The 18,096-nt window shown below is 61.9% G+C and carries 20 protein-coding genes and 1 pseudogene; 18 read left to right on the plus strand and 3 right to left on the minus strand.

Annotated elements, in window-relative coordinates:
* The 8 genes from BLV20_RS12580 (at position 1) to BLV20_RS12615 (ending at position 8,794) form a co-directional block, all read left to right on the plus strand.
* Positions 1 to 720 carry an SPOR domain-containing protein gene (locus tag BLV20_RS12580; RefSeq protein WP_092301798.1) on the plus strand — a complete coding sequence of 240 codons (720 nt, stop codon included), beginning with the start codon at positions 1 to 3 and terminating at the stop codon, positions 718 to 720.
* A 211-nt stretch (positions 721 to 931) separates the two neighbouring features.
* The gene (gene hslV / locus BLV20_RS12585) at positions 932 to 1,462 is read left to right on the plus strand and encodes an ATP-dependent protease subunit HslV (RefSeq protein WP_003186641.1); all 531 of its coding nucleotides are present in this window, start codon (positions 932 to 934) and stop codon (positions 1,460 to 1,462) included.
* A 57-nt stretch (positions 1,463 to 1,519) separates the two neighbouring features.
* Positions 1,520 to 2,860 (plus strand): ATP-dependent protease ATPase subunit HslU, encoded by a 1,341-nt coding sequence (gene hslU, locus BLV20_RS12590; protein ID WP_092301801.1) that lies wholly within the window; start codon positions 1,520 to 1,522, stop codon positions 2,858 to 2,860.
* 152 nt (positions 2,861 to 3,012) lie between these two features.
* Positions 3,013 to 3,393: a gamma-butyrobetaine hydroxylase family protein gene (locus BLV20_RS12595; RefSeq protein ID WP_009041814.1), complete on the plus strand. Its 381-nt coding sequence runs from the start codon at positions 3,013 to 3,015 to the stop codon at positions 3,391 to 3,393.
* Between the two features lie 258 nt (positions 3,394 to 3,651).
* Positions 3,652 to 5,331, plus strand: coding sequence for a class II poly(R)-hydroxyalkanoic acid synthase (gene phaC, locus BLV20_RS12600; protein ID WP_092301804.1), 1,680 nt, complete (start codon positions 3,652 to 3,654; stop codon positions 5,329 to 5,331).
* Positions 5,332 to 5,466: 135 nt separating this feature from the next.
* On the plus strand, positions 5,467 to 6,324 hold the full coding sequence (gene phaZ, locus BLV20_RS12605; protein WP_092301807.1) for a poly(3-hydroxyalkanoate) depolymerase: 858 nt from the start codon (positions 5,467 to 5,469) through the stop codon (positions 6,322 to 6,324).
* Positions 6,325 to 6,433: 109 nt separating this feature from the next.
* Positions 6,434 to 8,116 (plus strand): class II poly(R)-hydroxyalkanoic acid synthase, encoded by a 1,683-nt coding sequence (gene phaC / locus BLV20_RS12610; protein WP_092301810.1) that lies wholly within the window; start codon positions 6,434 to 6,436, stop codon positions 8,114 to 8,116.
* A gap of 57 nt (positions 8,117 to 8,173) precedes the next feature.
* Entirely contained in the window at positions 8,174 to 8,794 is a 621-nt protein-coding gene (locus BLV20_RS12615) for a TetR/AcrR family transcriptional regulator (protein WP_092301813.1), read from the plus strand.
* A gap of 75 nt (positions 8,795 to 8,869) precedes the next feature.
* Here the strand turns inward: BLV20_RS12615 and BLV20_RS12620 are convergent, their stop codons facing one another.
* From BLV20_RS12620 to BLV20_RS12630, 3 genes are all read right to left on the minus strand, one after another.
* Positions 8,870 to 9,658, minus strand: coding sequence for a phasin family protein (locus tag BLV20_RS12620; protein WP_092301815.1), 789 nt, complete (start codon positions 9,656 to 9,658; stop codon positions 8,870 to 8,872).
* A 10-nt stretch (positions 9,659 to 9,668) separates the two neighbouring features.
* Positions 9,669 to 10,091, minus strand: coding sequence for a phasin family protein (locus BLV20_RS12625; protein ID WP_092301818.1), 423 nt, complete (start codon positions 10,089 to 10,091; stop codon positions 9,669 to 9,671).
* Between the two features lie 207 nt (positions 10,092 to 10,298).
* Complete coding sequence (locus BLV20_RS12630; RefSeq protein WP_092301821.1) at positions 10,299 to 10,574, minus strand: polyhydroxyalkanoic acid system family protein; 276 nt, start codon at positions 10,572 to 10,574, stop codon at positions 10,299 to 10,301.
* Positions 10,575 to 10,729: 155 nt separating this feature from the next.
* Between BLV20_RS12630 and ubiE the strand changes: the two genes are divergently transcribed.
* From ubiE to BLV20_RS32030, 10 genes and pseudogenes are all read left to right on the plus strand, one after another.
* The gene (gene ubiE / locus BLV20_RS12635; protein WP_092301824.1) at positions 10,730 to 11,500 is read left to right on the plus strand and encodes a bifunctional demethylmenaquinone methyltransferase/2-methoxy-6-polyprenyl-1,4-benzoquinol methylase UbiE; all 771 of its coding nucleotides are present in this window, start codon (positions 10,730 to 10,732) and stop codon (positions 11,498 to 11,500) included.
* Entirely contained in the window at positions 11,500 to 12,123 is a 624-nt protein-coding gene (locus BLV20_RS12640) for a ubiquinone biosynthesis accessory factor UbiJ (protein WP_092301827.1), read from the plus strand. Before ubiE ends, BLV20_RS12640 begins: the two co-directional genes overlap by 1 nt.
* The gene (ubiB, locus tag BLV20_RS12645) at positions 12,120 to 13,724 is read left to right on the plus strand and encodes a ubiquinone biosynthesis regulatory protein kinase UbiB (RefSeq protein ID WP_092301830.1); all 1,605 of its coding nucleotides are present in this window, start codon (positions 12,120 to 12,122) and stop codon (positions 13,722 to 13,724) included. Before BLV20_RS12640 ends, ubiB begins: the two co-directional genes overlap by 4 nt.
* An 81-nt stretch (positions 13,725 to 13,805) precedes the next feature.
* Positions 13,806 to 14,198 carry a phosphoribosyl-AMP cyclohydrolase gene (gene hisI / locus BLV20_RS12650; RefSeq protein WP_007925882.1) on the plus strand — a complete coding sequence of 131 codons (393 nt, stop codon included), beginning with the start codon at positions 13,806 to 13,808 and terminating at the stop codon, positions 14,196 to 14,198.
* A gap of 2 nt (positions 14,199 to 14,200) precedes the next feature.
* Complete coding sequence (locus tag BLV20_RS12655; protein WP_007925883.1) at positions 14,201 to 14,533, plus strand: phosphoribosyl-ATP diphosphatase; 333 nt, start codon at positions 14,201 to 14,203, stop codon at positions 14,531 to 14,533.
* A 25-nt stretch (positions 14,534 to 14,558) separates the two neighbouring features.
* Positions 14,559 to 14,837 carry a twin-arginine translocase TatA/TatE family subunit gene (locus BLV20_RS12660; RefSeq protein ID WP_092301833.1) on the plus strand — a complete coding sequence of 93 codons (279 nt, stop codon included), beginning with the start codon at positions 14,559 to 14,561 and terminating at the stop codon, positions 14,835 to 14,837.
* A gap of 10 nt (positions 14,838 to 14,847) precedes the next feature.
* Complete coding sequence (gene tatB, locus BLV20_RS12665) at positions 14,848 to 15,291, plus strand: Sec-independent protein translocase protein TatB (protein WP_092301836.1); 444 nt, start codon at positions 14,848 to 14,850, stop codon at positions 15,289 to 15,291.
* Positions 15,288 to 16,082: a twin-arginine translocase subunit TatC gene (gene tatC, locus BLV20_RS12670; protein ID WP_092301839.1), complete on the plus strand. Its 795-nt coding sequence runs from the start codon at positions 15,288 to 15,290 to the stop codon at positions 16,080 to 16,082. The genes tatB and tatC overlap by 4 nt, the downstream gene beginning before the upstream one ends.
* Positions 16,079 to 16,786: a 16S rRNA (uracil(1498)-N(3))-methyltransferase gene (locus tag BLV20_RS12675; RefSeq protein ID WP_092301842.1), complete on the plus strand. Its 708-nt coding sequence runs from the start codon at positions 16,079 to 16,081 to the stop codon at positions 16,784 to 16,786. The genes tatC and BLV20_RS12675 overlap by 4 nt, the downstream gene beginning before the upstream one ends.
* Positions 16,787 to 16,957: 171 nt before the next feature.
* Positions 16,958 to 17,971: pseudogene (locus tag BLV20_RS32030) on the plus strand (methyl-accepting chemotaxis protein); the annotation flags it as partial.
* Between the last annotated feature and the right edge of the window lie 125 nt (positions 17,972 to 18,096).

Here is an 18,096-nt window from a genome sequence, read left to right on the forward strand (position 1 = left end):
TTGGCTGCCAAGAAGAAACCTGCACCCAAGCGTGGCGCCAGCCGTTACCAAGCTCCAGCAAAACAACCGATCCCGGGCTGGTTGTGGATGGTCATCGGCTTGGCCGTGGGCGCCTTCATCGTGTTCCTGATGAAGCTGGAGCCGGGCAAGGGCGGCGACAGCGTCAAGCGCGAACGGCTTGAGCAGCAGAAGAACACCAAGATCGCCGAGGCCAACAAGACCCCGCCGAGCCCGCAGCAGCCGGTGAAACCGAAGTACGACTTCTACACCCTGCTGCCGGAGTCGGAAGTGATAGTGCCGCCCGAAGCCGTGCCGGAAAAAACCCTGCCGACGCCACAGACCGCGCCCGTGGTCCCGACTACCCCGGTGACCCCGGCGGAAGCGGCGAAGATCGACACCGCGCGGGCCCAGGCCGCCCTGGCCGGCATCACCCCGCCGCCCGCACCACCGGTGGCGCAGGTGGCGAAGGCCGCGCCGGTGACCCGGTTCTTCCTGCAGGCCGGTTCGTTCCGCAAACAGGCCGATGCCGACAAGGTCCGCGCGCAGATCATCCTGCTGGGGCAATCGGTGTCCGTCGAGTCCGGCACCGTCAAGGACGAGACCTGGTACCGCGTGCTGGTCGGCCCATTCAGCAACCGCGAACAGCTGACCACCGCGCAGAAGCAACTGTCCGGCGCCGGCTTCAGCAACCTGTTGTTACAACAGCGCCAGAGCCGCTGATGCGGCTGATCGCGAGCCAGCTCGCTCCTGCAAGGCATATGTGAGCCCTGCAGGCGCGGGCTCGCTTGCGATAGCGGCCTCATTGATATCCCTCCCGCCCGCAACAAAGACCGCTCGTCCCGCAACCCGCGCCGCAGTTGAAAAACCTCTCGCCACCCCCATATGAGTTCCCATCAGGGCATTTTCGCCCCGCAGCGTGGAGACTCTCCCCTTGACCACCATCGTTTCAGTCCGCCGCCACGGCAAAGTCGTCATGGGCGGCGACGGCCAGGTTTCCCTCGGCAACACCGTGATGAAAGGCAACGCAAAAAAAGTTCGTCGCCTGTATCACGGCCAGGTTATCGCCGGCTTCGCCGGGGCCACGGCTGACGCCTTCACCCTGTTCGAACGCTTCGAAGGCCAGCTTGAGAAACATCAGGGGCATCTGGTACGCGCCGCCGTCGAACTTGCCAAGGAATGGCGCACCGACCGTTCCCTGAGCCGCCTCGAAGCCATGCTCGCGGTCGCCAACAAGGACGCCTCGTTGATCATCACCGGCAACGGTGACGTGGTCGAACCGGAAGATGGCCTGATCGCCATGGGCTCCGGCGGCGCTTACGCCCAGGCCGCAGCCAGCGCCCTGCTGAAGAAAACCGACCTGTCAGCCCGCGAAATCGTCGAAACCGCCCTGGGCATCGCCGGCGACATCTGCGTATTCACCAACCACACCCAGACCATTGAGGAGCAGGATCTCGCGGAATAAGCCTGTTTCGGCCATCGCGCCACGGCATTCATTCTTGCTTGAGGACCGCCAATTACTATGCCCATGACTCCCCGCGAAATCGTCCACGAACTCAACCGCCACATCATCGGCCAGGACGATGCCAAGCGCGCCGTCGCTATCGCGCTGCGTAACCGCTGGCGCCGCATGCAGCTGCCTGAAGAGCTGCGTGTCGAAGTGACCCCGAAGAATATCCTGATGATCGGCCCGACCGGCGTCGGTAAGACCGAGATCGCCCGGCGCCTGGCCAAGCTGGCCAACGCTCCGTTCATCAAGGTCGAAGCGACCAAGTTCACCGAAGTCGGTTACGTCGGTCGCGACGTCGAATCGATCATCCGCGACCTGGCCGATGCCGCGATCAAACTGTTCCGCGAACAGGAAATGACCCGCGTCCGCCACCGCGCCGAAGACGCCGCCGAAGAACGCATCCTCGACGCCCTGCTGCCACCGGCGCGCATGGGCTTCAGCAACGAGGACGCCGCCCCGGCCCAGGACTCCAACACCCGCCAGCTGTTCCGCAAGCGCCTGCGCGAAGGCCAGCTGGACGACAAGGAAATCGAGATCGAAGTGGCTGAAGTCAGCGGCGTCGACATTTCCGCGCCACCGGGCATGGAAGAGATGACCAACCAGCTGCAGAGCCTTTTCGCCAACATGGGCAAGGGCCAGCGCAAGAACCGCAAGCTCAAGATCAAGGACGCGCTCAAGCTGATCCGCGACGAAGAAGCCAGCCGCCTGGTCAACGATGAAGAGCTCAAGGCCAAGGCCCTGGAAGCCGTCGAACAGCACGGCATCGTGTTCATCGACGAAATCGACAAGGTTGCCAAGCGCGGTAACTCCGGTGGCGTCGACGTCTCTCGCGAAGGCGTGCAGCGCGACCTGTTGCCGCTGATCGAAGGCTGCACCGTCAACACCAAGCTGGGCATGGTCAAGACCGACCACATCTTGTTCATCGCTTCCGGCGCGTTCCACCTGAGCAAGCCGAGCGACCTGGTGCCCGAGCTGCAAGGTCGCCTGCCGATCCGTGTCGAACTCAAGGCGCTGTCGCCGGAAGACTTCGAGCGCATCCTCAGCGAGCCTCACGCCTCCCTGACCGAGCAATACCGCGAGCTGCTGAAAACCGAAGGCCTGACCATCGAGTTCCAGCCGGACGGTATCAAGCGCCTGGCGGAGATCGCCTGGCAGGTCAACGAGAAAACCGAGAACATCGGTGCCCGTCGCCTACACACCCTGCTCGAGCGCTTGCTCGAAGAGGTGTCGTTCAGCGCCGGCGACCTGGCCAGCGCCCACAGCGAAGAGCCGATCCGCATCGACGCCGCCTACGTCAACAGCCACTTGGGCGAATTGGCGCAGAACGAAGACCTGTCCCGTTATATCCTGTAACGAGCACGTCCCCCTGCAGGAGCGAGCTTGCTCGCGATAGGCATCACCGACAACGCCGGACCTCTGAAGAGGTGCGGCGTTTCTGAATCCATCGCGAGCCGGCCGGCTCCCGCAGCTGGGATTTCTCGTACAGACGGACCGCAGGCTGCCCCATGACCACTCGACTCCCTACCGCCATCAACCTGCACAAAGCCTCGAAGACCCTGACGCTGACCTACGCGCCAGACGAGGTCTATCACCTGCCCGCCGAATTCCTGCGGGTGCACTCCCCCTCCGCCGAGGTCCAGGGCCACGGCAAACCCATCCTGCAATTTGGCAAGATCGGCGTCGGCCTGACCAAGGTCGAACCGGCCGGCCAGTACGCACTGAAACTGACCTTCGACGACGGGCATGACAGTGGCCTGTTCACCTGGGATTACCTGTACCAGCTGGCGGTGCGTCAGGACGACCTGTGGAAGGATTATCTTGCTGAGCTCCAGGCCGCCGGCAAGTCTCGCGACCCGAATGAGTCAATCGTCAAGCTGATGCTCTAGAGCGGACCTCTGACGCTTTAGAGGGCATTTTCTAAATTCATCTGTTTGAATGCTGGGCTGCATGGCCAACGATTGGCCTGCTTGCGAAAAAAATTAAACTCGGGTAACCAATGGAGCTGGCAAGTTCCCTGCAGTGTTCTCTGAACAAAAAAGCAGTAATGCAGAATCAACGGTCACCCGAGCAGTAGTACCTGGCATCTTTGCTGTGTGACTACACAGCAGGTCCGGTACTCGTCTCAGGACAATGGAGCGTCGTAGATGAGTAACAAGAACAACGATGACCTGAAACGCCAAGCCTCGGAAAACACTCTGGGCCTGAATCCTGTCATCGGTTTACGTCGGAAAGATCTGCTTAGTTCTGCTCGCATGGTGCTGACCCAGGCCATCAAACAACCGCTGCACAGCGCCAAACATGTGGCTCATTTCGGCGTCGAATTGAAGAACGTGATGTTCGGCAAATCGACGCTGCAGCCGGAGGGCGATGACCGTCGCTTCAATGATCCGGCCTGGAGCCAGAACCCGCTGTACAAACGCTATCTGCAAACCTACCTGGCGTGGCGCAAGGAGCTTCACGACTGGATCGGCGAGAGCAATCTCTCCGAACAGGACATCAGTCGCGGCCACTTCGTCATCAACCTGATGACCGAAGCCATGGCGCCGACCAACACTGCCGCCAACCCGGCAGCGGTCAAGCGCTTCTTCGAGACCGGCGGCAAAAGCCTGCTCGACGGTCTTTCCCACCTGGCCAAGGATCTGGTGCACAACGGCGGCATGCCGAGCCAGGTCAATATGGACGCCTTCGAGATCGGCAAGAACCTGGGCACCAGTGAAGGCGCGGTGGTGTTTCGCAACGACGTGCTGGAGCTGATCCAGTACCGCCCGGTGACCGAACAGGTGCACGAGCGCCCGTTGCTGGTGGTCCCACCTCAAATCAACAAGTTCTACGTCTTCGACCTCAGCCCGGACAAGAGCCTGGCGCGCTTCTGCCTGCGCAACGGCGTGCAGACCTTTATCGTCAGCTGGCGCAACCCGACCAAGGCACAGCGCGAGTGGGGCCTGTCGACCTATATCGAAGCGCTGAAAGAAGCGGTCGATGTGGTCATCGCCATCACCGGCAGCAAGGACGTGAACATCCTCGGCGCCTGCTCCGGCGGCATTACCTGCACCGCGCTGCTGGGCCATTACGCGGCCCTGGGCGAGAAAAAGGTCAATGCCATGACGCTGCTGGTCAGCGTGCTCGACACCACCCTGGATACCCAGGTGGCGTTGTTCGTCGACGAGCAGACCCTGGAGGCCGCCAAGCGCCACTCCTACCAGGCCGGCGTACTGGAAGGTCGAGACATGGCCAAGGTCTTCGCCTGGATGCGGCCCAACGACCTGATCTGGAATTATTGGGTGAACAACTACCTGCTGGGCAACGAGCCGCCGGTGTTCGACATCCTGTTCTGGAACAACGACACCACCCGGTTGCCCGCGGCCTTCCATGGCGACCTGATCGAAATGTTCAAAAACAATCCACTGGTCCGCCCCAATGCACTGGAAGTGTGCGGCACGCCAATCGACCTGAAGCAGGTCACCGCCGATATTTTCTCCCTGGCGGGCACCAACGACCACATTACGCCATGGAAGTCCTGCTATAAGTCGGCACAACTGTTTGGCGGCAAGGTCGAATTCGTACTGTCCAGCAGCGGGCATATCCAGAGCATCCTCAACCCGCCGGGCAACCCCAAGTCGCGCTACATGACCAGCGAAGAGATGCCGGCCAGCGCCGACGTCTGGCAGGAAAACTCGACCAAGCACACCGACTCCTGGTGGCTGCACTGGCAGGCCTGGCAGGCGGAGCGTTCGGGCAAACTGAAAAAGACGCCGAGTATTCTCGGCAACAAGGCGTATCCAGCGGCCGAGGCGGCGCCGGGTACTTATGTCCATGAACGCTGACCGATAGCACCCCTGCAGGGGCGAGCGTGCTTGCGATAACGCTCTGCCGGCCTCAGGCAAAGGGTCGGCAGGACGATTTTTTTCGCGAGCAGGCTCGCTCCTGCAGGATATTGATTCCACCAATAGGGCCAAGGCATGCCTCAACCGTTCGTCTTCCGTACCGTCGATCTGGATGGCCAGACCATTCGTACCGCGGTACGTCCCGGCAAGCCTCACTTGACACCCTTGCTGATCTTTAACGGTATCGGCGCCAACCTGGAGTTGGTGTTTCCGTTCGTCCAGGCTCTGGACCCGGACCTGGAAGTCATCGCTTTCGACGTACCGGGCGTTGGCGGCTCCTCGACACCGAGCCGACCCTACCGTTTTCCCGGCCTGGCCAAGCTGACCGCGCGCATGCTCGATTACCTCGACTATGGGCAGGTCAATGCGGTGGGTGTGTCCTGGGGCGGTGCGCTGGCCCAGCAATTCGCCTACGACTACCCCGAACGCTGCAAGAAACTGGTGCTGGCCGCCACTGCCGCGGGCGCCTTCATGGTGCCGGGCAAACCCAAGGTGCTGTGGATGATGGCCAGCCCGCGGCGCTACATCCAGCCCTCCCACGTGATCCGCATCGCCCCGCTGATCTACGGCGGTTCGTTCCGTCGTGACCCCAACCTGGCCGCCGAGCATGCCAGCAAGGTCCGTTCGGCCGGCAAGCTGGGCTACTACTGGCAGCTGTTCGCCGGTCTCGGCTGGACCAGCATCCACTGGCTGCACAAGATCCACCAGCCGACCCTGATACTGGCCGGCGACGACGACCCGCTGATCCCGTTGATCAATATGCGCATGCTGGCGTGGCGCATTCCCAACGCCCAGTTACACATCATCGATGATGGCCATCTGTTCCTGATTACCCGGGCCGAGGCCGTCGCACCGATCGTCATGAAATTTCTCGAGGAGGAACGGCAAAGGGCAGTGATGCACCCGCATCCAACACCATTTAGCGGTACGTAGCAAAAAGCGTCTGTCGACAGGATCGTCGCGAACGCAGGATGGTCCAGGACCTACTATGGTGATAGGTCTTGGTGTGCTTGTTGATAGCTTGACGAAGGAGTGTTGAAGCATGCGAGACAAACCAACGGCGGGCTCGTTGCCCACACCCGCTACCTACATCACCGCCCAGAGTGCCATCACCGGCCTGCGCGGCCGTGACTTGCTTTCCACTCTACGCAGCGTGGCCACTTACGGCCTGCGCAACCCGGTGCACAGCGCCCGCCACGCCTTGGCGCTGGGTGGCCAATTGGGCCGTGTACTGCTGGGTGAAACGCTGCACAAGCCCAACCCCCAGGACAACCGGTTCGCCGATCCGACCTGGAGCCTGAACCCCTTTTACCGACGCGGCCTGCAGGCTTATCTCAGCTGGCAGAAACAGATCAAGAGCTGGATCGACGACAGCAACATGAGCGAGGACGACCGGGCCCGCGCACACTTTGCCTTCAACTTGCTCAACGATGCGGTGTCCCCCTCCAACACCTTGCTTAATCCGCTGGCGATCAAGGAAATCTTCAACTCCGGTGGCAACAGCGTGATCCGCGGCATCAGTCATCTGGTCGACGACTTGCTGCACAACAATGGCCTACCCAGCCAGGTCACCAAACAGGCCTTCGAGGTGGGCAGGAACCTGGCCACCACACCTGGCTCGGTGGTGTTTCGCAACGAGCTGCTGGAACTGATCCAGTACAAGCCGATGAGCGAAAAACAGTACGCGCGGCCCTTGCTGATAGTGCCGCCGCAGATCAACAAGTTCTATATCTTCGACCTCAGCCCCACCAACAGCTTCGTGCAGTTCGCCCTGAAGAACGGCCTGCAGACCTTCATCATCAGCTGGCGCAACCCCGATGTGCGGCATCGTGAATGGGGCCTGTCGAGCTATGTCGAAGCCGTGGAAGAAGCCATGAATGCCTGCCGGGCGATCACCGGCAGTCGCGATGTCAACCTGCTGGGTGCCTGTGCCGGCGGCCTGACCATTGCCGCCCTGCAAGGCCATCTGCAAGCCAAGCGGCAACTGCGTCGGGTCTCCAGCTCCACCTATCTGGTCAGCCTGCTGGATAGCCAGCTGGACAGCCCGGCGACACTGTTCGCCGACGAGCAGACCCTGGAGGCGGCCAAGCGCCGCTCCTATCAAAGGGGCGTGCTCGACGGTCGCGACATGGCCAAGGTATTCGCCTGGATGCGGCCCAACGACCTGATCTGGAATTACTGGGTCAACAATTACCTGCTGGGCAAGGAGCCACCGGCGTTCGACATTCTCTACTGGAACAACGACAACACTCGGCTACCCGCGGCCTTTCATGGCGACCTGCTGGACTTCTTCAAGCACAACCCGATGACTCACCCTGGCGGCCTGGAAGTGTGCGGCACGCCGATCGACCTGCAAAAAGTCACGATCGACAGCTTCAGCGTTGCCGGAATCAACGACCACATCACCCCTTGGGATGCGGTGTATCGCTCGACCCTGCTACTGGGCGGCGACAAGCGCTTCGTACTGTCCAACAGCGGGCATGTGCAGAGCATCCTCAACCCACCGGGCAATCCCAAGGCCAACTACGTCGAGAACGGCAAGCTCAGCAGCGACCCGCGGGCCTGGTATTACGACGCCAAGAGCGTCGAAGGCAGTTGGTGGACGCTATGGCTGGACTGGATCCAGAAACGCTCCGGCGTCCAGCGCGAAACCCTGATGACCCTGGGCAATCAGAACTATCCACCGATGGAAGCGGCGCCCGGCACCTACGTGCGCGTACGCTGAACTTCCCCACGTCGCGGCCCCAGGGTCGCGGCCAGACTGAATAACCAAGAAGACTGGATGAAAACCCGCGACCGCATACTTGAATGTGCCCTGCAGTTGTTCAATCACAAGGGCGAGCCCAATGTCTCGACCATGGAAGTGGCCAATGAAATGGGGATCAGCCCCGGCAATCTCTACTACCACTTTCACGGCAAGGAACCGTTGGTCCTCGGCCTGTTCGAGCGCTTTCAAAATGAGCTGACGCCCCTGCTCGACCCGCCCGCCGATGTACACCTGGCCCCCGAAGACCATTGGCTGTTCCTGCACCTGATCGTCGAGCGCCTGGCGCACTACCGCTTCCTGTTCCAGGACTTGTCCAACCTGGCCGGGCGCCTGCCGAAACTGGCCAAGGGTATTCGCAACCTGCTCAACGCCCTGAAGCGCACCCTGGCCTCGCTGCTGGCCAGGCTCAAGGCGTCGGGCCAACTGGTCAGCGATACCCAGGCATTGGGGCAACTGGTGGAGCAGATCACCATGACCCTGCTGTTCTCGCTGGACTATCAGCGCATTCTCGATCGCGAGGGCGAAGTGCGGGTGGTGGTCTACCAGATCATGATGCTGGTGGCGCCGCACCTGCTGCCACCAGCGAAGCTGGCTACCGAGCAGATGGCCCTGCGCTGCCTTGACGAGCACCGTTGATCGGCACCACAACAAGCCCACAAACAAAAACGCCCGGCCTTACCAGGCCGGGCGTTTTTGTATATCCCGAAAAATTCAGGACTGACTGGTTGGCGTCGCTGGTGCTGGCGCGGCAGTCGGGGTAACGGCAGGCGTTGGCGGCACTGCGGAGTTCGCAGGGCTGGCCGCCGCTGCCGGCTTGGCGGCAACCGCAGGCTTCGGTGCAGCGGCCTTGGGTGCTGCCGGTTTCTTCACTGCTGGTTTTTTCGCTGCCGGTTTCGCGGCGGGTTTGGCAGCAGGTTTTGCTGCTGGCTTGGCGGCAGGTTTTGCAGCCGGCTTGGCCGCCGCAGTTTTGGCTGCCGGTTTCGCGGCAGGTTTGGCTGCTGCCTTGGCCGGAGCCTTGGCTGCCGGCTTGGCTGCGGTTTTAGCCAGAGGCTTGGCCGCTGCAGTCTTGGTCGCGATCGGAGCCACCTTGGCCCCGGTGAGTTTTTCAATCTGTTTGGTCAGGGTGTCGACCTTGCTGTGCAGCGCCTTGACTTCATTGCGGCTAGGCACGCCCAGACGCGAAATGGCGCTGTTCAAGCGCTTGTCGAATGCACCTTCCAGCTCGTCCCACTTGCCCAGCGCGCGGTCCTTGACGCCACTGATGCGCGATTTTGCCGAGCTTGCGGAGTCCTTGGCGGCGTCGACTTTCTTGCCGACAGCGCTTTTGGTGAGCTTCTCGGCTTTCTCGCCATCCTTGACCAGCGACTCGAAAAGCTTGCTGCCGTCAGTGTCGATTTTCGAGTACACGCCTAAACCAGCAAGCCAGATTTTACGGGAGTAGTCTTCGACCTTCCCGATCCACGAGCTGCCTTCTTTTTCAGTATTCTTTTTACCAGCCATCCCGTTCTCCTTAATGTTTACGCGCGACACGTTCGAGCAATGCCGTTAGCTCATCGAGCTTAGCAGAGAGTGTCTCAACGTCATGTTTAGACGGAATGCCGATGCGATTCAAGGCACTTGCGACACGCGAGTCAAAAGCCCTTTCGACTTTATCCAGCTGCGCTTCGACCTTGCCTCTGATGCTATTGACATCCCCTTTCACGTCTTCGATCTGACTGTTAGCGGCATCCAGTTGTTCAGCCACAACTTTTTTGCCTTTTTTTTCAACAGTTTGGCCAGCCTTCACGAGCTCTTGAAAGTACTCGCTGCCCTCCTGGCCGACCTTGGTGTAGGCACCCAGGCCTGCCAGCCAGATCTTGCGGGCATAGGATCTGACTTCACTCAGAGTGGTTGATGCGGCATCAACTTTTTTCTTCAGAATTACTTTGGCCATGGTGCACCTCACGCGCAGAAGGTTTGAGGAACTGCCCGCAGGAAAGTGGGCTCAGGCACAAAGTAGTGAGAAAAATTAGAATCGGCACCCTAACCAATGTCATGAAAAAGGTGGCAGCCATCAGGTGAAACAGGCTTGCCAGCGATGCGTTTGCGGGCGTCATTGCAACACCCGGAATCGCCGGCAAACCAACTTCGGCGCAGCGGTTCAGACCAGGGCTTTATCCAGCGCCCTTTCGATTTCCGACTTGATCATGCCGCTCATGGCGGACATCAGCAGGCCCAGTTCGACATCGACTCGGATCGAATCGTCGCCCACCAGCACCGCACCTTTGACCCCCGAACGCTTGAGGTTCAGGGTATCGCCCGACCACTGCGGCTCCAGGCCATATTGTTCGGCCAGTTTCTGCGCCAACTGGTCAGCCTTTTCACGGGCTGCCTCCTTACCCAGGCCGTGGGCACGCTCAACACTTATACGGGCCATTGAATGACTCCTGTTTTATCGGGACTTGCCTTGAGCGTCTTGAGCTGCACTGCGTCAAAACGCCCCGGCGCTTCACTATCTTACATTCAGCCTTGCCAAGACAAAGACCGCCACCGGGATTAGAATGTCCCGCATTCTTTTTTGGTGACAGCGATATGACCGATCAGCGCAAAGGCAGCGATGCCGAACCCACCACTCACTTCGGTTTCAAAAACGTTCCGGAAAGCCAGAAGGCGGAAAAAGTCGCTGAGGTGTTCCACTCGGTGGCCGCCAAGTACGACCTGATGAACGACGTACTGTCCGGTGGCATGCATCGCCTGTGGAAACGCTTCACGATCGAACTGTCCGGCGTTCGCCCGGGCAATCGCGTGCTGGACATCGCCGGCGGCACCGGTGACCTGACCCGCAAGTTTTCCCATCTGGTGGGCCCTACCGGCCAGGTGGTGCTGGCCGACATCAACGCCTCCATGCTCAAGGTCGGTCGCGACCGCCTGCTCGACAAGGGCGTGGCCGGCAACATCGAATTCGTCCAGGCGGACGCGGAAAAACTGCCGTTCCCGGACAACCATTTCGACGTCGTGACCATCGCCTTCGGCCTGCGCAACGTGACCCACAAGGAAGATGCCCTGCGCTCGATGCTGCGGGTGCTCAAGCCCGGCGGCCGCCTGCTGGTGCTGGAGTTCTCCAAGCCGACCAACGCGCTGATGTCCAAGGTCTACGACGCCTACTCGTTCGCCTTCATGCCGCTGGCCGGCAAGCTGATCACCAACGACTCGGAAAGCTACCGCTACCTGGCCGAATCGATCCGCATGCACCCGAACCAGGAAACCCTGAAATCGATGATGGTCGACGCCGGCTTCGATCGAGTGACCTATCACAACATGACCGCGGGCATCGTTGCCCTGCACCGCGGCATCAAACCCTGATGTTGCTCAGCGGCCTGCTCGCCAGCGTCGAACACGGCCTCAACCGTGTACTGCGTCTCGACAGCACGGCTTTGCCACGCTTGCAGCATTTGAACGGCAAGGTCATCGCCGTCGATTGCCGCAGCCCTAGCCTGCAGCTGTTCGTCATTCCCGGCGACGAGGGCCTGACCCTCGCCGCGCATTGGGCCGCCGAGGCCGACTGCACCCTGCGTGCGCCGGCGTCGAGCCTGGTGCGCCTGGCCCTGAGCCAGGACAAGACTTCGGTGCTGCACGGCCCCGAAGTCGAGCTGGAAGGCGACAGCGGCGTCCTGCTGGAGCTGTCCGCCATCCTCCAGGACCTGGAGCTGGACTGGGAATACGAACTCTCGCGCTGGCTCGGCCCGGTGGCCACCCAGCTGTTCAGCGGCCATCTGCGCAGCCGCGCGCGCTGGTATCGCCAGGGTTTCGCCAGCCTGAACCAGAACCTCGCCGAATACCTGGCCGAAGAATCGCGCACCCTGGTGGGCCAGCGCGAAGCCGAGGCCCGCTTCAGTGAACTGGACCGGGTCAAGCTCGACCTGGAACGCCTCGAGGCGCGCTTCGAGCGCCTTTCCCGATCCCTTGACCCAAGCGATAACGCATGAAGCTGCTTGCCGTCCGCCGTTTGTTGCGCATCCAGCGCGTCGTGATCCGCTACCGCCTCGATGACCTGCTGTTCGCCCTGCCGCTGCCCTGGTTCCTCCTGGCGCTGCGCTACGCCTTGCCCTGGCGCTGGTTTCCACGCAAGCAGCTGGAGCTGAGCCGCGGCGCGCGCCTGCGCCTGGCTTTGCAGGACCTGGGGCCGATCTTCATCAAGTTCGGGCAGATTCTCTCGACCCGCCGCGACCTGCTGCCCGAAGACATCGCCGACGAGCTGATGCTGCTGCAGGACCGCGTGCCGCCATTCGACTCGAAGAAGTCGGTGGCGCTGATCGAAGAGCAACTGGGCAAGAAAATCAGCGAGGTGTTCAGCCGCTTCGATATCGAGCCCCTGGCCTCCGCCTCGGTGGCGCAAGTCCACGCCGCCCAGCTCAAGAGCGGCGAAGAAGTGGTAGTCAAGGTTATCCGCCCGGGCCTCAAGCCGGTCATCGCGCAGGACCTGGCCTGGCTGTTCATCCTTGCCCGCGCCGCCGAGAAGGTCTCGGCCGACGCCCGCCTGCTGCACCCGGTAGACGTGGTCAGCGACTACGAAAAGACCATCTACGACGAACTCGACCTGTTGCGCGAGGCCGCCAACGCCAGCCAGCTCAAGCGAAACTTCGAAGGTTCGCCGCTGCTCTATGTGCCGCAGGTGTACTGGGACTGGTGCCGGCCGAAAGTGCTGGTCATGGAGCGCATCTATGGGATCCAGGTGACCGACCTGGCGACCCTGGCCGACCAGCGCACCGACATGAAAATGCTCGCCGAGCGCGGCGTGGAGATCTTCTTCACCCAGGTGTTCCGCGACAGTTTCTTCCACGCCGACATGCACCCGGGCAACATCTTCGTCAGCACCGTGCAACCCTGGAGCCCGCAGTACATTGCCATCGACTGCGGCATCGTCGGCAGCCTGACCCCGCAAGACCAGGATTACCTGGCGCGCAACCTGTTTGCCTTCTTCAAGCGCGATTACCGGCGCGTGGCGCAGTTGCACATCGATTCGGGCTGGGTGCCGGCAGAGACCAAGCTCAACGAATTCGAAGCGGCGATCCGTACCGTGTGCGAGCCGATCTTCGAAAAACCGTTAAAAGATATTTCCTTCGGCCAGGTGCTGATGCGCCTGTTCCAGACCGCTCGCCGCTTCAACATGGAAGTGCAGCCACAGCTGGTCCTGCTGCAAAAGACCCTGCTGAACATCGAAGGCCTGGGCCGCCAGCTGTACCCGGAGCTGGACCTGTGGAACACCGCCCAACCGTTCCTGGAGCGCTGGATGCGCGAGCGCGTCAGCCCCAAAGCCTTGCTGGGCAACCTGCACAGCCAGGTCGAGCAACTGCCGCACCTGGCCAACATGACCCGCGACCTGCTCGAGCGCATGTCCCAGCCCCATGCCCAGGACCCTTCGCCACCCTGGCACCGACGCAAGGACGACTGGTTTCTGCGTCTACTCGGCGCGGCACACCTGGGCGGTGGCGCGATCCTCGCCGCCGGCGGGCCGCTGAACGAATTGGGTCATTGGCCGGCCGGCATCATGATTGCGGTGGGCTTGTATCTGGTCGTGCGCCGATAGCCAGCCAGGCTAGCGGCTGGCACACTGTTTTGCATTGCCGAGGCTCGACGAGCACGTCGAACCCCGTTGTCGGAGTCGAAGATGAAAGATTGGCTGGACGAGATCAAATGGGACGCTGACGGCCTGGTGCCGGCCATCGCCCAGGATCACAAGACCGGGCGCGTGCTGATGATGGCCTGGATGAACCGCGAGGCGCTGAGCCTGACCGCTGCCGAAAACCGTGCCATCTACTGGTCACGTTCGCGTGGCAAGCTGTGGCGCAAGGGAGAAGAGTCCGGGCATGTGCAAAAGCTCCATGAAATGCGCCTGGACTGCGATGCCGACGTCATCATCCTGATGGTCGAACAGATCGGAGACATTGCCTGCCATACAGGCCGCCAGAGCTGCTTCTACCGCGTTTATGAAAACGGCGACTGGAAAACGGTCGATCCGGTACTCAAAGACCCGCACGCGATCTATCAAGCAGGACACTGAACATGAGCGATACCCTGACCCGTCTGGCCCAGGTGCTGGAAGAGCGCAAAGGCGCCGCCGCCGACACCTCCTATGTCGCCAGCCTGTACCACAAGGGCCTGAACAAGATTCTGGAAAAAGTCGGCGAGGAGTCGGTGGAAACCATCATTGCCGCCAAGGATGCCGCCCACAGCGGCGACTGCAGCGATGTAATCTACGAAACCGCCGACTTGTGGTTCCACACCATGGTCATGCTGGCCCAGCTCGGGCAGCATCCGCAGGCCGTTCTCGATGAACTGGACCGGCGCTTCGGTTTGTCCGGACACGCCGAGAAAGCTTCGCGCCCGTCCGCCTGAACATTATTTAGAGAGGAAACGCAGCATGGGCATTTTTGACTGGAAACACTGGGTCGTCATCCTGATTGTCGTGGTGCTGGTGTTCGGTACCAAAAAGCTGAAAAACCTCGGCACCGATGTCGGCGAATCGATCAAGGGCTTTCGCAAGGCCATGAACGACGACGAAAAACCTGCCGAGCCCGGCGTGCCACCGACCGCGCAGCCTGCTCCACCGGTCCAGCCGCAAAGCGCTCCGCTGAACCAGCCGCACACCATCGACGTGCAGGCGCAGAAAGTCGAAGAGCCGACCCGCAAAGACTCGTGAGCACTGACTAATGTTTGGTATCAGCTTCTCTGAACTGCTGCTCGTCGGCCTGGTGGCCCTGCTGGTGCTCGGCCCCGAGCGTTTGCCGGGCGCCGCGCGCACGGCTGGCCTGTGGGTCGGCCGCTTGAAGCGCAGCTTCAATGCGATCAAACAGGAAGTTGAACGGGAAATCGGTGCCGATGAAATTCGTCGACAACTGCACAACGAACACATTCTGTCGCTGGAGCAGGAAGCGCGGAAAATCCTCAATCCGGTCCAGCAACAACCAACGCCGGTCGAGCCCGTGGCCGAGCAGAGCATTCATGCGCCCGCCGCGGCGCCTGGAACGCCAGCCAATGCGACCACCGCAAGCCCCGCCGCTGCGGCAACTGCACCGGCCGAACCGGCTGCGCCCGTGACGGCACCCGTCACGCCAGCCCCCCACGACCCTACTTTGCCGCCGCGAGCCCCATGAGCGATATTCCGGAAAACGACCAACATATGCCGCTGGTGTCGCACCTCACCGAGTTGCGCACCCGGTTGCTGCGCTGCGTGGCGGCGATCTTCCTGATCTTCGGCGGGCTGTTCGCCTTTACCCAGCAGATCTACACCATCGTTTCCACACCGCTGCGCCAGTATCTGCCGGAAGGCGCAACGATGATCGCCACCGACGTGGCATCGCCGTTCCTGACGCCGCTCAAGCTGACGATGATGGTCTCGCTGTTCCTGGCGATCCCGGTGATCCTGCACCAGATCTGGGGTTTCATCGCCCCCGGCCTGTACAAGCACGAAAAGCGCATCGCCGTACCGCTGCTGGTGTCGAGCATCCTGCTGTTCTACATCGGCATGGCTTTCGCGTATTTCCTGGTGTTCCCGTTGATCTTCAAATTCTTCGCCGCGGCCACTCCGGCCGGCGTGGAAATGATGACCGACATCACCAGCTACCTCGATTTCGTCATGACCCTGTTCTTCGCCTTCGGCGTGGCGTTCGAGATCCCGGTGGCGGTGGTGCTGCTGGTATGGATCGGCGTGGTCAACGTCGCCTACCTGAAGAAAATCCGCCCGTACGTGATCATCGGCTGCTTCGTGGTCGGCATGATCCTGACCCCGCCGGACATTTTCTCCCAGACCTTGCTGGCAGTACCGATGTGGCTGCTGTTCGAGATCGGCATCCTGTTCGGCAGCCTGATCAGCAAGCGCGGCGACCATCCGGACGACCAGCCGGCGGAAGATCACAACGACCAGCCGCCAGCGACCCAAGCGTGAACCTGCTGTTGCTCGAGGAGGCCGACTTCATCGCGGCCGACCGGGTGATCCTGCGCGATCGCCGCCTGACCCACATGCAGGAAGTCCATCGCGCCGCGGTGGGCGACAGCCTGCGGGTCGGCCGTATCGGCGGCCTGATGGGTACGGCCGAGCTGCTGCGCCTGGAGCCGCAGGAGGCCGAGCTGCAAGTCAGCCTCGACCTGCCGCCACCGGCCAAGCTGCCCCTGACCCTGGTGCTGGCCCTGCCACGGCCGAAAATGCTCCGCCGGGTGCTGCAAACCGTCGCCGCCATGGGCGTGCCGCGGCTGGTGCTGGTGAACAGCTACCGGGTCGAGAAAAGCTTCTGGCAAACGCCGTTCCTCGAACCCGAGGCGATTCGCGAGCAACTGATCCTCGGCCTGGAACAGGCCCGCGACAGCGTGCTGCCGGAAGTGGTCATCGAGAAACGCTTCAAGCCTTTCGTCGAAGACCGCCTGCCAGCGCTGGTCGAAGGCACCCTCGGGCTGGTCGGTCATCCCGGCCAGTACCCGGCCTGCCCGCGCGGCCTGGATGAGCCGGTAACCCTGGCCATCGGTCCGGAAGGCGGCTGGATCCCTTACGAAATCGACCTGCTGGGCAAATCGGGCCTGCAACCGGTGCAGCTCGGCGAGCGCATCCTGCGGGTCGAAACCGCCGTGACCGCCCTTCTCGCCCGTCTCTTCTAACCCCCTCAATCCCCCCACCTCACTCCCCCGTAGGAGCGAGGCTTGCCCGCGATAGCGATGCGCCTGACACGGCGCCATCGCCGGCAAGCCTTATTCCTTGGCTTCAGATTAATCTGGCGCAGCCGATAGCCTTGGTACAAAACCTATTAATGGCCCAAGGGAGTTCGCAGCATGTACCGTTGGTTAGCCCAGAGTCTGGGAAATGTGAGCGTCAACCTCAAACTCGGCGTTGGCTTCGGCCTGGTGCTGCTACTGACCCTGCTGATCACCGCGACCGGCTGGCTGGGCCTGGGCAATGTGATCGAGCGTGGCGACAAGCTGGGCTACATCTCCACCCTCAACGAGCTGACCAAGGACCTGCGCATCGCGCGCCTGGACTATGAAATGCGCCGTGGCGAGCAAGGCCCGGGGCCGGTCAGCGACCTGCTGAACAAGCTCGACGAAGGCTTGCAGACCGCACGCAGAATGTTGGCCATGCCTGAAAGCATCGCCATGCTCGACCAGCAGCTTGCCGCCGTCGGCGAATACAAGCTGGCCTTCGCCGACATGACCCGCGCCACCGCCAACCGCGAAGCCGCCCGCGCCAAGCTGGGCGCCACCGCCGACAACGCCGTGGCCCGGGTGGCCGAAGTGGAGAAATCCATGCTGCAGGGCGACAGCGTGGCGCAATTCAACAGCGTCATCGACCTGAGCAAACTGATCCAGCAGGCACGCTTTCAGGTCCGCGGCTACACCTACAGCGGCAAGGCCGAGGCCGAACAACCGGCCCTGGACGCCATCGACAACGCCCTGAACAACCTCGCCGGCCTGCCAGCCAAATTGCCGGAGCAGCACCTGGCCAACCTGCAGCAGGCCACCGACGCGCTCAAGAGCTACCGCTCGGCGGTCAGCGAGTTTCGCGACTCCCAGTTGGCCAGCGCCGCCGCCCTCAAACGCATGGCGGCCCAGGGCGATCGCCTGATGGAAGTCAGCAAACAGCTGACCATCGCGCAAACCCACAAACGCGACAGCGACGCCGCCCAAGCCAGAAGCACCCTGGCCATCGTCACCGCGCTGGCCCTGCTGTTCGGCCTGGTCGCCGCCTGGAGCATCACCCGCCAGATCGTCATTCCGCTGCGCCAGACCCTCAGGGTGGTCGAGCGTGTCGCCTCGGGCGATCTCAGCGAGAACCTGCATGTCGAGCGGCGCGACGAACTCGGCCAGCTGCAACAGGCCATGCAACGCATGACCCTGAGCCTGCGCGAGCTGATCGGCGGCATCAGCGATGGCGTCACGCAAATTGCCAGCGCCGCCGAACAGCTGTCGGCCGT

This window comes from Pseudomonas sp. NFIX28 (assembly GCF_900107395.1).
Taxonomy (GTDB): Bacteria; Pseudomonadota; Gammaproteobacteria; order Pseudomonadales; family Pseudomonadaceae; genus Aquipseudomonas.